Genomic DNA, 16,822 nt, shown 5'->3' with positions numbered 1-16,822 from the left:
CACATATCTCTTCCTTGTTATGTTCACTCATACATACCTAGGGAGAAAAAAATAGGGAGTAACCGACATGAAAAATAATCAAATCGAAAAGGTGTATCCTTTATCACCCATGCAGGAGGGAATGCTTTTCCACTCCTTACTTGGTGACACCCAGCATGCTTACTTTGAACAGATGAGGCTGACCATTCAAGGTGACCTCAACGTTAGTTATGTGGAACAAAGCCTAAACCATTTAATCAGCAAATATGATATTTTCCGTACGCTGTTTCTTCACGAAAAGCTACAGCGACCACGCCAAGTTGTGTTAAAAGAACGCAAGACCACTGTTGCCTTTCATAATATTGCAAACCTTTCTTGCGACGAACAAACGGCACATATCGAGGCTTTACTCCAAGCTGATCGAGAAAGAGGCTTTGATCTCTCCAAAGATCTCCTAATGCGTATAAGCATTATTTTGACCAAAGAAAAGGAGTATCAATTGGTTTGGAGTCATCATCATATCTTGATGGATGGTTGGTGCTTTGGCATTGTCATGCAGGATTTTTTCCGTTACTACAAAATGCTAGTCATGAATCAGACCCTAGTCAAGGAAAAGCCAACACCCTATAGCAGCTATATTCATTGGTTGCAAAAGCAAGATCAGACTGAGGCCATTACCTACTGGGAAAACTACCTCTCTGCTTATGAAAAGCCTGCGGTTATGGCACATCAGTTTACACATTCTGATGGTTTTGCCTATGGGGAAGTAACTGTTCCTGTAGATAAAGAACGAAGCGAGGGAATTCACCGCATCGCCCGCGAGCATCAGACCACGTCAAACAATGTATTTCAAGCGATCTGGGGTCTTTTGCTCCAGCGTTACAATAACACCTCAGATGTCGTATTTGGTTCGGTTGTCTCAGGCCGTCCCTCAGAAATTGAGGATGTGGAGCAAATTGTCGGCCTATTTATCAATACCGTACCTGTACGAATTAAAAGTGGAAATGAGCAGACATTTAGCCAGCTGCTAAATGCGATGAAGCAGAACTCTTTGGAAGCTAAGTCCTATGAATATGTCTCGCTTGCCGATATTCAGTCCCGGTCTGGACTTGGAAGCGATCTGTTTAATCATATTATAGGTTTTCAAAATCATGTAGATAATCAGGGACTATATCAGACTGAATGGGACAAAGAACTGAATTTTACTGTAGTCAGCGTGGATGCCCATGAGATGACGAACTATGACTTTCATCTCGTTGTCATTCCTGGAGATTTTTTCACGATTCGCTTAAGCTACAATGCAAACAAGTATGACCAAGCATTTATCGAGCGTATAGGTGCACATCTAATAAAGCTGATGAAGCAAGTCATTGCAGAACCTCATCAAGCTGTCCATGGCTATGAGTTAGTCACAGATGAGGAAAAACAACAGCTTCTTGCTACATTTAACAGCACGGCAGTAGACTTTCCGAACGAGAAAACGTTGCATCAATTGTTTGAGGAACAGGTTGCTCGCACGCCGAATGCCATCGCGATCGCATACAATGAACATAGTCTGACCTATCAACAACTAGACGAGAAAGCCAACCAGCTAGCTCGTGTATTGCGAAGACAGGGTGTTGGACCCAATCAATTAGTCGGTATTGTAGCTGAACGCTCTATTGAGATGGTTGTAGGACTTTTTGCGATCCTCAAAGCAGGGGGCGCGTATGTACCGATCGATCCAGAATATCCCAAAGAGCGTATCGAGTACATCTTAACGGATAGCCATATTGAATTGGTTTTGATCCAAGAGCATCTGAATAAAACCATTACTTCTACTCTTGGGGAGAATGTTTCATCCTATAGACTGATTCCGATAACTACTGGAAACGACGACACTGACAATAGCCCGCTTGAGTCGGTAAATAGACCTTCTGATCTGGCTTATATGATCTACACGTCTGGCACCACCGGTAAACCAAAAGGGGTCATGATTGAACACCGAAATGTGGTTAATACAATCTATTGGCGTAGCCGTGAGTATCAATTTTGTGAGACAGACAGTGTGTTGCAGCTCTTTTCCTTCGCATTTGACGGTTTCGTCATTAGCTTGTTCTCACCACTGATCGCCGGTGCGAAAGCGGTCATTCTACCGACTGAGGATGCTAAAGATCCAGTGGCGATTAAACGTCATATCCTGCGCTGGAACGTAACAAGTTTTATTACCGTACCTGTCATGTACAGTGCAATCATCGATACCATGACTGCTGAAGAGACTCAGTCGTTACGCTTGATCTGCTTGGGGGCAGATAAACTGACAGAGAACGTCATCCGTCAGAGTAAAAACCTTAACGCTCGTATCGAGCTAATTAATGAATACGGTCCAACAGAGAACGCGATCGTTTCTACCTTTTCTCGCAACATGCGAGTAGATAAGCCGATTACGATTGGCGGTCCGATTGCGAATACCCGTGCTTACGTGTTAACTGCTCATGATCAGCTTCAGCCTATTGGAATACCTGGTGAACTGTGTGTTAGTGGTGTAGGTCTTGCTCGTGGCTACCACAATCTTCCTGAACTTACAGCCAAAAAGTTTGTAGCAAGTCCATTTGAACCAGATGAGCGTATGTACCGTACAGGAGACATTGTGAGTTGGACGGAAGATGGGAATTTAATTTTTCACGGTCGCATCGACAATCAGGTCAAAATACGCGGTCACCGTATCGAGACTGGGGAAATCGAGACCTTGCTACGGAAGCACCCTGCGATAAATGAAGCGGTCATAACTGTGCAGGAGATCGTTGACGATGCAGTTCTTTGTGCGTACTACGTGCCGGCTGATGAAGTAAGTATCAACTTACTGCGTGATTATATGTCAACAGAGTTGCCAGATTACATGATGCCAGCTTATTTTATAGAACTCCAATCTCTACCACTTACTGTTAACGGCAAAGTTGATCATAAATCACTCCCGATGCCGGAGAACATTTTTAGTGAAAGTGAATATGTTGCACCGAAGAATCAAACGCAGGACCAACTAGCAAAAATATGGGCCGATGTGCTCGGACTGACACAAGTGGGGATTACTGATAACTTTTTCGAACGGGGTGGCCATTCAATCAAAGCAACGTTACTGGTTGCTCGAATCCACAAACAATTCGGTATCGTGTATCCGCTCAAAGAAGTGTTTAACCGTCCAACCATCGAGAAGATGGCGGCTTACATCACACAGGCCGATAAGGATACCTTACCGCCGCTTATTCCAGCAGAAGCCCGTGATTTTTATCCGGCGACCTCTGCACAGAAACGTCTGTATGTGAGTATCCAATTCGATGGCGCGGAATTAACTTATAATATGCCGTTGATGGTACGTCTTAATGGATTGCTTGATGTCGAATCTCTACAAGATGCTGTTCGTGCATTGACCCGGCGCCATGAATCGCTTCGTACTTCTTTCGTCACCGTGGAAGATAAGCTGATGCAACAGATTCATAAAGATGTAGAAATGCCGTTTTCTTATATCGAAACCACTGAGGATTTATTGCAAGAAGAGGTCCAGACATTTATTCAGCCTTTTGACCTAAGTCAGGCTCCACTGTCACGAGTTGGACTTTTCCAAATTGGCAAGCAAGAGCATTTACTCGTACTCGATATGCATCACATCATTTCTGACGGTGTTTCCATGAACATTTTCTTACATGAGCTGACGCAACTCTACGCCCGTAAAGAGTTGTCGCCTCTTTCGATTCAATATAAGGACTATGCCGTGTGGCAGCAAGCAATCATGGAAAGTGGTGCGGCAAAGGTACAAGAGAAATATTGGCTCGACACCTTTAGCGGTGACATTCCTGTCCTTGAGATTGCGACTGACTTCCCGCGTCCGACTGTACAGGACTTCGCTGGATCGCGCATTCAGTTCGAGCTAACCGAAAGCCAAAGTGAACGTTTGCTGACCTATTGCAACGAACAGGGCAGTACCTTGTATATGACCCTGCTAGCCGCACTAAATGTCCTGCTTCATAAGTACACGGGTCAAAATGATATTGTCATCGGAACACCGATTGCCGGACGTCAGCTAGCTGAACTTGAACATGTGATGGGAATGTTTGTTAATACGCTTGCAATGCGCAACCAGCTTGAGTCTGATGAGACGTTCAACCAATTCCTAGGTGTAGTCCAAGCTAATAGCCTCAAAGCGTTTGAAAATCAGGACTACCCGCTTGAAACTTTGATTGAAAAGCTGGATGTACAGCGTGATATGAGCCGCAATCCATTGTTTGACATTATGTTCTCCTTACAGAACATTGAGGTTTCCACGTTTGCGATGGCTAACCTCGAAATGAGTTCCTATGAATTCACGCACGAAATAGCCAAATTCGACATGACAGTGGTAGCGGCGGAACGTGAAGGCAAAATTGTGTTTGACTGGGAATATCGGACCCAACTGTTTTGTCAGGAAACAATAGAGCGGATGATTCAGCATTATCTGAGTATCCTCAATCAAGTGATTGCTGACCCAAACATCAAACTAAGAGACATTGACATGATGACAGATGCTGAAAAAGAACATTTGCTCACAGAGATAAACAACACATTCAAGAGCATCCCGCAGGACGTCACTGCACTGACCTTATTCGAACAAGTAGCGGTTGCGATGCCAGAGCAGATTGCCGTGGTATTTGGTGCGCAACAGCTGACCTATCGTGAATTAGATGAAAAAGCTAGCCTTTTAGCACAGACCTTGCGAACAAAAGGAGTGGGACAGGAAGATATTGTTGCCATTCTCAGTGACCGTTCCTTGGAAATGATCATCGGATTGATTGCGATCGTTAAGGCGGGAGCAGCCTTTTTGCCAATTGACCCTGAGTATCCAACAGAACGTATTGAGTACATGCTATCCGATAGTAAAGCCAAAATCTTGCTTGTTCACCGTAATAGGGACATTGCTGTTGCATCAGAGGGGTGGACTGACATCTGCGAGACTCTGTTGCTTACAGATGACAGACTGTATCAAGTAGTGACCGACGAACCGCTTGATGCGATTGTTCAGCCAGATAGTCTTGCCTACGTCATCTATACTTCAGGCTCTACAGGACAACCAAAAGGGGTGATGATCGAGCACCATTCACTTGTTAATCTGTGCTTGTGGCATCAAACGTCCTTCGATCTCACAGCAGCCGATCATACAACCAAATATGCAGGTTTCGGCTTTGATGCTTCGGTTTGGGAAATTTTCCCTACGCTGATCACAGGTGCCACTCTGCACATCATTCCTGATGATATCCGTCTCGATGCAGAGTTGCTTAATCACTATTTTGAAGTACACGGAATTACCGTAAGTTTCTTACCAACTCAAATGTGTGAATTATTCCAAGAGCTGGATAACCGCTCATTGCGTGTACTGTTGACTGGTGGCGACAAGCTAAAGACCTTTATTCCAAGGTCATATCAGCTTATCAACAACTATGGACCAACTGAAAACACCGTCGTCGCTACATCTACTTTGCTGACTCAGGCATCCAATAACCTGCCGATAGGACGTCCTATTCAGAATGTACAAGCGCTCGTGCTCAGCTCAAACGGACAGCTACAACCAATCGGGGTACCAGGCGAACTCTGCATTGCCGGAGCAGGACTTGCGCGTGGCTATCTCAATCGACCGGACTTGACTGCGGAAAAATTCGTCTCACATCCGCTTCTCCCAGAGCAGACCATTTATCGTACCGGAGACTTTGTAAGGATAAGCCAAGATGGACAGCTTGAATACCTTGGACGAATTGATCAACAGGTAAAAATACGAGGCTATCGCATCGAACTTGGAGAAATTGAGACCAGAATGCTCCAGTATCCCGGGTTGAAAGGAGCTGTTGTGACAGCCTTTAACACCAACCTTTGTGCCTATTACGTGGCTACAGAGGAGCTGAGTGATGTAGGTCTTCGTCAATACCTGAATAACCAGTTGCCACCGTTCATGGTTCCAACGTTCTTCATCCAACTCGACAGTCTGCCGCTTACCGCAAATGGAAAAGTAGACCGCCGTGCCTTACCGGAACCAGACAGTGTACACGTACCAGATCGTCCTTTCGAACCGCCGATTAGCGAATTGGAGCAGAGGCTGGCGGATATTTGGGGTAGCGTCTTACAAGTTGAGCGTATCGGCCGAAACGACCATTTCTTCGAGCGTGGGGGACACTCGATTAGAGCGACTACCGTAATCTCTCGCATTCAAAAGGAATTCGGGGTGAAGGTTCCGCTCTCCGCATTCTTTCAAAAACCAACACTTCAAGAGCTGGCGGACTGCCTAGAGCAAATCCTGCAACAGCAGAAGGAAGAGAACAGCTCAGACGAGTTAACGATCCTACCTGTCGGGACAAGCGATTATTACCCTGCTTCTTCTGCACAAAAACGTATGTATGTCGTCAACCAGTTCGCTGGTGTAGAAACGGCCTATAACATGCCACTTGTGCTGGAAATTAACGGTCCGCTTAACATCCCGCGCTTTACAGGTGTGATTGAAAAACTGATCGAACGACACGAAGCGCTACGCACCTCTTTTGCTGTCGTGGATGGAGAAGTGGTGCAACGAATTCATCCAAGAGTAAAGCTACCCTTTGAACTTATTCAGACCAGCAAGGCAAAGCGAGATGAGATGATTAAGCAGGCGATTCAGCCATTTGATCTAGGGCAGGCGCCTCTGATGCGTTCTCGTCTGATTCAACTGGATGAACAGTCCTATGTGGCTGTAATTGACATGCACCATATCATTTCCGACGGTGTCTCGATGAGCCTGTTTATGGACGAATTCAGCAAACTTTATGCTGGTGAAACATTGCCAGAGCATCAGATTCAGTACAAGGATTATGCCGTCTGGCAGCAGCAACGTAACCAGTTACAATCATTTGCTACCAAGGAATCTTACTGGCTAAATCAGTTCGCTGATGAAATTCCGGTGTTGGAGCTTCAAACCGACTATCCACGTTCTGTGGTTAAACAGTTTGCTGGAGAGATACTTCAGACTGAGCTGCCTGCCGAGTGGACAGCCAAACTACACTCGTTCAACCAAAATGAACAGGTCACTCTTTTTATGACCTTACTTGCGCTATATCAAATGTTGCTGGCTAAATATACTGATCAAGAAGATATTTGTGTCGGAACACCGATTGCGGGACGTCCAACTGCCGACGTAGATCGGGTGATGGGAATGTTCGTTAACACGTTGGCATTGCGTAATCAGCCAGAAGCTGCGAAGAGCTTCCGCCAGTTTATTGCCGAAGTACGTGAAAGCGTCCTATTAGCCTATGAGCATCAGGATTATCCGCTCGAAGAACTAATTGAAAAGCTCGGACTTGCCCGTGACACGAGTCGTAATCCTCTATTTGATACAATGTTTACCCTGCAAAACCTCGAACTAGCATCTGTTCAGCTTACGGACGTGGCTATTACTGCCCTTCCTTATGAGATGAAGAAGGCCAAGTTCGATCTGACGTTACTCGCCATCGAAACGGATGGCAAGATATACTTCAACTGGGAATACAGCAGTCACTTATTTAAACGCGAAACAATTGAACGAATGGCTAACCACCTTAACCAACTGATCATCCATGCCTTAAAACATCCGAATAGTCCAATCTCAGACATCCAGATGATGACGGCAGAGGAGGAGAATCAGCTTTTAAAAGGGTTTAATTCAGAGCAAGGGCAAGCACCGATCACAGCTACCATTCCGCAATTGTTTGAACAGCAGGCCTCGCTGTATCCAGATAAGATTGCGCTGGTATTTGAGAAACAGGAGTGGAGCTATCGACAGCTTAACGAACAAGCAAACCTCCTTGCGCATGCACTTCAGGCAAGAGGAGTAGGAAGAGAAGAAAAAATTGGTTTGATTATCGACAGATCGCCGATGATGATCGTTGCTATGCTAGCGGTACTAAAAGCTGGGGGGGCCTATGTACCAATTGACCCAGAATACCCAATCGAGCGCATTCGCTTTATGCTTGCAGACACCAAGACTCGTCTGGTATTGTCCCAGTCCCATTTGATCAAAAACTACACTCTGGACCAAGAGTTGATTAATCTTGATGATCCGACATTGCTTCACCAAGGTGATGTAAGCAATCCCGAAGCAGTTGACCTCCATTCACAGCATCTCGCCTACGTGATGTTTACCTCGGGAACTACTGGTCAACCAAAAGGAACGCTTACTACGCATGCGAACATTATCCGGGTCGTTAAGGATACGAACTATGTCGACTTGAATCGTACAGATACGCTTTTGCAAATTTCTAACTATGTATTTGATGGTTCTACCTTCGATATCTATGGTGCGCTCTTGAACGGGGCGAAGCTGGTCATGATGAATCGCCATGAAATGCTTGATGTTCATGCCCTTTCCGATCTAATCACGACTCATCGAATTAGTGTGATATTTATGACGACAGCACTGTTCCACACTTTAGTAGACGTGAATTTAGAGTGCTTAGGTAACGTACGTAAGCTGTTTGTCGGCGGTGAAAAGATGTCGCCAAAACAAGCGAGGAAAGCACTGGCTTATCTTAGTCCGGACTGTTTTTACAACATATATGGCCCGACAGAAAGCACTGTATTTGCTACCTATTATCACATCTTTGAAATCAAGGAGGACATGAGTTCCATACCGATCGGGAAACCACTCAGTCGTACCCAATTATATGTGTTAAACAAGCATCTCCATCTTGTACCAATCGGTGTACCTGGCGAGCTATACATTGGTGGAGAAGGACTGATCCGAGGGTATCTAAACCGACAAGACCTGACTGATGAGAAGTTTATTCCAAGTCCGTTTAACCCAGAGGAACGCTTGTACAAAACAGGAGATCTTGTGAGATGGCTTCCTGACGGTAATATTGAGTACCTTGACCGTGCTGATAACCTTGTAAAAATCCGTGGGTTCCGCATTGAGCCAGACGAGATCGCTGTACAGATGAAGGAGCATCCTCAGGTCAAAGAAGCGGTTGTGCTTGTTAAACACGATCAAACCAATCAGGCTTACTTGTGTGCCTATTTCTCTGCACATTCTGAAATTGGTATTGCTGAGCTGCGGGATCACCTTTCTAATCGAATGCCAGAGTATATGATTCCAGCCGTTTTTATGGAGCTTGAGATGATTCCTTTCACTCCGAACGGTAAACTAGACCGCCGCGCGCTACCAGAACCTAGTTTGGAGCTGTATGCTAGCCAGTACGTACCACCTACCACCCCGACCGAAGAACGACTTTGCCAGATTTGGTCCGAGGTACTTGGAGTAGAAAAAATCGGTGTCCATGATAACTTCTTTGAACGAGGTGGTCATTCCTTACGTGCCACGATGCTTTCGGCAAGCATTGAAAAGCAATTAGAAGTAGAGTTTAGTATTCAGCAGGTTTTTCTTCATCAGACAGTCAAAGAGATGGCAAACGCAATCAGCATATCCGATCGGAAAGCGTATCACGCAATTCAACCAGTAGCGAAGCGAGCGTATTATCCGACATCGCCATCGCAACGAAGACTTTATTTCATCAATCAGTTTGAGGGAGCAAGCATCAGCTATAATATGCCATTGCTCGTGCGTTTAGATGGAGAGCTTGATCTATCAAAGCTACAAAATGCACTTGATATGCTCATACAGCGACATGAGGCATTCCGCACCTCTTTTGAAATGAGAGGAGAAGAGGTGATCCAACTGATTCACGATCAGGTGAGCCTCCCGCTGACGTTGGTCGAAATAGATGAAGAAACACTACGCAGAACGTTGTCTGACTATATTCAACCATTCGATCTGAGCAAAGCACCGCTCATCCGCGCTATGATTTTCCGCGTGACTAGTAAGCAGCACGTACTTCTGATTGATATGCATCACATTATCTCTGACGGGACATCGCTTACTTTGTTTTTGCATGAGCTCAATCAATTATATCTGGGGAACGAACTGTCATCACTTACGATCCAGTACAAGGATTATGCTGTATGGCAACGTGAGCAATGTCAGGTTAGCGGCGAGGAGGAACGTTTTTGGCTGGATACCTTTGCAGGAGAGCTCCCTGTTCTTGAAATGCCGACCGATCACAGCCGACCGACGATTACTGATTATGCTGGTGACGTGATTAGCTTTGAGCTGGACAAGCAACAAACAGCCCAATTACTCACGTTTGTCCATGAGACGAATACCACTCTTTATATGAACGTACTGGCGGCCTATAATCTGTTCCTTGCTCGCTATACTGGCCAAGACGACATCATTGTGGGAACCCCGACAGCAGGACGCCTCAAAGCAGATGTAGAGCATGTGATCGGGATGTTTGTTAACACACTTGCAATGCGAAACTCCCCTGTGATGTCTAAATCGTTCCGTGAGTTTCTAGGTGAAGTGAAAGCGAATGTGCTACATGCTTATGAATACCAGACGTATCCACTAGAAGAGCTGATCGAAAAACTCGACATTCAACGTGACCGTAGTCGCAATCCGCTCTTTGATACAATGCTGACCGTGCAGAACATAGAGTTTGCTGATAATACGATTTCTGGCCTCAAGATGACACCGTACGAGTATACGCACAACGCAGCTAAGTTCGATCTGACATTATCGGTGCTGGAGCGAGACGGTAAGCTTTATTTTGAATGGGAATACCGGACCAGCCTATACAAGCGTACTACTATGGAACGTATGGCCAAGCATTTTCTCACATTGCTGATGGGTGCAATTACACAGCCTGATCTTTCGATGGGACAACTCATCATGGTAAACGAAGCTGAGAAGCAACAGTTGATTTATGACTTCAACCAAACTGATGCGAATTACCCGCGTGAAACTACCATTCATGCATGGATTGAAAAGCAGGTGCGTTTAACACCAGACCGTGTTGCAGTCACATACGGCGACAAACACCTTACCTACCGGGAATTGGACGAGCAGGCTAATCGTCTTGCTAATCGCCTGTTACAGCAGAGTCAGCATCAGCGTAATCCGTTGATCGGAATGCTTTTGGACCGATCCGAACGCATGATTATTTCCATTCTGGCTATTTTGAAAGCTGGGGGAGCCTATGTGCCAATTGATCCGGAATACCCGGTAGAGCGTATAGCAGCAATTGTTGAGGATACAGGCATGAACATGCTCATCACAGAGACACAACATGCCGAAATCTATGAGGCTTTTGCCGAAGTCCATCCGATCAATATCGATCAGCTAGATGAGTGGGCAAAGCAGCCAGCCGAATTGCTAACAAAGCCAATTGGAACACAAGATGACCTCGCATACATCATCTTCACCTCAGGCTCTACCGGTAAGCCTAAGGGTGTTATGATCGAACATCGCAATGTGATCCGCTTGATGACGAATGATCGCATGAGGTTTGATTTTACCGAAAACGATGTCTGGACAATGTTCCATTCTTACTGCTTCGACTTCTCTGTTTGGGAGATGTATGGCGCTCTTTTCTACGGTGGCCGTGTTGTGATCGTACCAAAAGAGATTGCTCGTGTGCCGAAGGATTTCCTCCAACTTCTTAAGCAGGAGCGGGTGACTGTTCTTAATCAGACCCCTACTGCCTTCTACGCGCTGATACAGGAAGAGGCGAAAGGAAAAGAGAAGGAATTGGCTGTCCGTTACGTGATTTTCGGCGGTGAAGCCCTAGCACCAATCCAGCTTCACAAGTTCCATGAAAGCTACCCGGCAACTCAACTCATTAACATGTACGGCATTACCGAGACCACTGTACATGTAACGTTTAAAGAAATTGCGCAGGCCGAGATGAACAAGAATCAGCCAAACATCGGCACTCCGATTCCAACGCTGACTGTTTACATCTTGGATGAATTCCAGCAACCTGTCCCAATTGGGGTAAAAGGTGAGATATACGTCGGTGGAGAGGGAGTGGCACGTGGATACCTTCATCAACCTGATTTGACTGCGGAGCGTTTTGTACCTAATCCATTTATACCTGATCAAAAAATGTATCGTGCAGGTGATCTGGCACGCTGGCTAGATGACGGTACACTGGAGTATTTGGGTCGACTCGACCACCAGGTAAAAGTGCGTGGCTTCCGCATCGAGCTAGGGGAGATTGAGACTTGCCTTCTGCAACATGATGCCATCAACGAAGCCCTTGTGATAGCTATCGACGATGGTGGCAGCACTGCACTTTGCGCCTACTATAGTGCAACCCACGAGCTTAGTATCAGCGAATTGCGAAGACACATTGGTGAAACGTTGCCGAGCTTCATGATCCCAGCCTACTTTATCGGACTCGATACATTCCCGATGACTGTCAATGGCAAAGTAGATCGCAAAGCCCTACCGAAACCGGATGCCTCCACACTCACTCTTAACCGTTATGTGGAGCCGCAGGGTGAATTGGAAGAGAAGCTGGATATGATTTGGAGCGAAGTGCTTGGCAGAAGCCGCGTTGGACGGGAAGGAAATTTCTTTGAGCTAGGTGGACATTCTCTCAAAGCGGCATCCCTAATCTCCCTGATGCACAAAGAAATGGGTGTGAAGGTACCACTGAAGGTTCTGTTCCAGACTCCAATCCTATGGGAAGTAGCGGAGTACATCAAAAAACAAGATGCAGGAACCTACATCGCGCTTGAGCTACTGGAAAAACGTCCGTACTATAAAGCCTCTCCGTATCAGCGTTACACTTACGAGCGTGCCGCAGGGGAAATCAGCTACAATATTCCTTTCGCGATAACGTTAGAAGGTAAGCTGAATGTAGAGCGGTTACGCGATTCATTCCAGACGATGATCAACCGTCATGAGTCGCTGCGCAGCTCCTTTGATGTAGTCGATGATGAAGTAGTACTCGTAGTTCATGACGAGCTTTGTTTTGACCTTCCTGTAATGGAAGCAGAGGAGGAGCAGGTGTCAGAATTGGTACAGGCTCAGGTTCAGCCGTTTGATTTCCATGAAGCCCCACTGCTCCGTGCCGTTTTGATTCGTAGTGAAGAAGAAAAACACACATTGTTTGTTGACATGAACCACATTATTTCCGACGGAACTTCGCTTAGCGTTTTTATGGATGAACTGATGCAGCTTTATGCTGGCCATGAGCTACCCGAATTGACCGTGCAATACAAGGAATACACCTATTGGCTCGATCAATGGCTAACTAGCGAAGAGGGGAAAAGACAAGAGCAGTTCTGGCTGAAGTATTTTGATGGAGATATCCCACAGTTGGAACTCCCAACTGACTTCCCGCGTCCTGACCAAAAGAAATTCGATGGAGAAAAAATCTTCTTCCAAGTCGATGCCAAACGTACCAAGCTACTTCATGAATTTTCTGAAGCACATAGCGTCACAATTTACATTACCCTTTTGTCCGCTTTCTACGTACTTTTGCAGAAGTACACCGACCAAGAAGATATCATAGTTGGGACCTGGCAAGCAGGACGACCACGTGAAGAATTCAACAGGGTAATTGGTTTATTCATCAATACGCTGGCTTTCCGGGCTAATCCAAGAGGGGATTTGAATTTTCAGGAATTCCTCACCGATGTCAAAGAGAACATCGTTCATTGCTATGAGAACCAGCTCTATCCATTTGAAATGATAACGGAAAAACTAGCGATTCCTACCGTTGAAAACCGTACACCGCTCTTTGATGCAGTATTCTCAATGCTCAACTATGAGATGAACGATATCGAATTCGACAGTCTTCACGTCGTTCCTCATCCATTTGAGTTCAAAATTTGCGAATACGACATCTATTTAGAAGCGATTGAAAAGCACGATTTTATCCATTTCTCCCTTGGCTACAGCGTCGAGCTGTTCAAACAGTCGACTATTGAAGAGATGGCACAGGATTACTTGTCGTTACTTGATGAGCTCTTGAACAATGCACAAGCAAAACTTGCAGAGGTGGGGATTACCATTAAAGACAAACAGGCAGTTAAAAATGAAGTAAGGCTGGCAACCTCCGAAGTAGCAATAGCGATGGCACCGGAACTCTCACCTCCATCCACAAATCGTATCTATCCTGAGACAGTGCCGTACCATCCCTTTGAACCAACGAAGGATAGAGTAGAGGTAATTAATAGAGCAGAATTTGGCGACGGAGTGATCTCCAAAACAATCATTCAACCGGGTGAAATCGTCTTCCGTTTTGATGGCCCACAGCTTCCGTATCAAACGCTGTACACCTTACAAAAACATTCGGGACTTTTTGTGGAAGACCCATACTGCATGGGAAAAGTACTTCACTCGTGCGATCCTAACACCGTGGTTGACATGGACACTCAGGTTTTCACTGCTGTCAAAGAAATCAAGCCTGGTGACTACATAACCATGGACTATGAAACCACTGAAGACGAACTGTACCGCCAATTCGAATGCGGATGTGGTGCAAGCAAATGCAGAAAGATCATCACAGGTCGATTCATGAGGGCCAGAAATTAATTGAAGCTTGAAAAATTGGTTATCGTCACTATTCATTCTTTTATCGAAAAATAGAAAACACAAGGAGATGTTACAGGATGTATAAACGTATCATGCACGAAGGAAAAGCTTGCTATGGAAAACATGTATTGGTTCACATGGAAAGATGCAACGAAAACATTCTCAGCATTGAAGTGGTAAAGGATTTCATTACGAAACTCGTTAAAGACATTGACATGGTTGCCTTCGGGGAGTGCCACTGCTATCGCTTTGGAGACGGTGAAGAAATCGGTCTTTCGGCAGTACAATTGATCTACACCAGCAGTATCACTCTTCACACCAATGATCTGCATCGTGAGGGGTACCTAGATGTTTTCTCTTGCAAAGACTTTTCTGAAGAGCAAGTCAAACAAAGCATCATTGATGTATTTGGGCCTGAAAATGTTCAGTACCAAGTGATCATCCGTGAATAAATGGATGATATCGGCTTAAACAGGGGAGGGGAGGAAAGTGGTATCGTTTATGGCGGTACCACCCTTTTCTTCCTTTTGTTCCCCTACGTAAAAGTTACGATGAGGTGTTCATATGACAACCACAAAAAAGAACCGCTCTGTGGCACTGATAGCCTTCCTGATTTTGGCGGGAATCATCTATGGAGGCAGCTATTATTACATGCACGTACATACAGCCAAAAGTGATATAGTCGATCTATTCGTTACAGTAGCGCTGATGTTTGTGATACCATTCCTAGTCAATCTACTGGTTATTCCCAATAAAATTTCATTGTTTTTTGCCTTTTTTATTGAGATATTCGTCTCGAAATATTTGATAGCAGCTTCCCATCAGCGTTACTTGGATTACGTGATTTTCTATGTTGCACCTCTGGTTGAAATCTTTTTTCTTTGCTTTATCTTTTTTCAAATTATCCGTCTATACCGGGATAGCAAAAAGCACGCGGATCGAGAATTAAGCTTCTATGAGGCGATGGAAGTGGCACTGACCAAGCTGTTCGGCGATACGCCGCTCAAAAATGTTTTCCTCGCTGAGATTAAGCTTTTCTACTATTCTTTCGGTGTTCTGTTCAAAAAACCGGACATTCGAAAAGATATCTCATATAGCTACCATAAGACCACCATTATTAAAACGATGATGATTGTTTTCGGTCTGTTGCTCATAGCTGAGACCGTATTGCTTCACTGGCTACTCGCAAAGTGGAGCATCATCGCTGCGTGGATTGCAACAGCGATCAGTATCTACGCAGCTTTGTACATCGTCGCCTTCTATAACTCTGTTAAATACCTGCCTTGCACCGTTACTGAGGATAAAGTCACACTCTACGCCGGTTATCAGAGTATTGCTGTAATCGACATTGCTAATATTGAAGCAATTCAATCTCCAAACATGAGCAATGTTGCACTCAATCCGTTTGAAAAAGGAGATTCTGATGTGGTCAATACGACACTAATGATGGACTCTCCATCATTCGAGATCAAAGTAAAAGAATCAGCCATTCATTATGGTGTCTTTGGGATGAAAAAGGAGTTTAAACGCATCATGTTCAAAGTAGACGAACCAGAGTCTTTTGCCCAAGCTATTCGTTCAAGGATGGAAAAGCTCCAAGAGCAACACGATAAAGAAAACACGAATATGTAATTGCCTGGGAAACAGCAGGAATAGACATAGGTAGACAACAAAAAGACGGCTCTCGATGAAGGGAGTCGTTTTTTTGTATTCATGTCGAAGAAAGACAATCGAATAGCAGCATGTAGTTCTAGTCATATTCATATAGAATACATACAACTATAAAGAGTAAGTAAACATCAAGAAAGAGAGCAAAACGAATTATGGATTTTTATCGTTAAACTATATACTTATATTGAGCATTTTGCGATTGATCCTGGTATGCGAGGAAATCATGTAGGTTCTCGCTGCTTACAAAAGTTTTGTGATTTGCACAATCTTGTCATTTTAGAAATTGATCCACCAGTAGAGTCTATTTCTATTAGACGCAAGAACTTTTATATGAGGCTTGGCTTTATGGAAAATCATTACCAACATAAACATCCTGCGTTTCGAAAACAGAATGTACCACATGAACTTGTCATCATGAGTTTTCCAAGAAGAATTTCGGAATTTGAATATAGCCAATTCAATGAGTACTTGGTAAAAACGATTATGAAGTCTGACGTATAGTGAGATTATTGTCTTTACTAATATTTAGAAAATTTTATTAAGTTGATATTATTATATACAAAAATGAAATAGTAAGATTTCGCAACTATACCAACTCAACTCATGGCACAAACCCTGTGAACACTTAGAGTAGCTAAAAGTGGCCTATTTTAGTAGAAATAATTGTAAGATTCATACCCGATTATTTCATTATTAGGAGAGATATCCTGTTACAGCGATGATACAGATATAATTCTACGTTTTTATTGACCTAATGTTATTTTTGCTACAGTCTAAAAAATA

General features: G+C 44.5%; 3 protein-coding genes. All 3 read left to right on the top strand.

Features of this window, described 5'->3' with window-relative positions:
- The first annotated feature begins 67 nt into the window (after nucleotides 1-67).
- The 3 genes from GOP56_RS05100 (at nucleotide 68) to GOP56_RS05090 (ending at nucleotide 16,000) form a co-directional block, all read left to right on the top strand.
- Nucleotides 68-14,368 carry a non-ribosomal peptide synthetase gene (locus GOP56_RS05100; protein WP_163244748.1) on the top strand — a complete coding sequence of 4,767 codons (14,301 nt, stop codon included), beginning with the start codon at nucleotides 68-70 and terminating at the stop codon, nucleotides 14,366-14,368.
- A gap of 77 nt (nucleotides 14,369-14,445) precedes the next feature.
- A complete protein-coding gene (gene speD, locus GOP56_RS05095) occupies nucleotides 14,446-14,820 on the top strand; it encodes an S-adenosylmethionine decarboxylase (protein WP_022585162.1) in 375 nt (124 codons plus the stop codon).
- Between the two features lie 112 nt (nucleotides 14,821-14,932).
- The gene (locus tag GOP56_RS05090) at nucleotides 14,933-16,000 is read left to right on the top strand and encodes a hypothetical protein (RefSeq protein ID WP_068793834.1); all 1,068 of its coding nucleotides are present in this window, start codon (nucleotides 14,933-14,935) and stop codon (nucleotides 15,998-16,000) included.
- Nucleotides 16,001-16,822: the final 822 nt, after the last annotated feature.

It is taken from the genome of Brevibacillus sp. 7WMA2 (assembly GCF_010748895.1).
Lineage (GTDB): Bacteria > Bacillota > Bacilli > Brevibacillales > Brevibacillaceae > Brevibacillus_B > Brevibacillus_B halotolerans.
The sequence above is the reverse complement of the archived record's forward strand: the minus strand, read 5'-3'. Positions and strand labels throughout refer to the sequence as shown.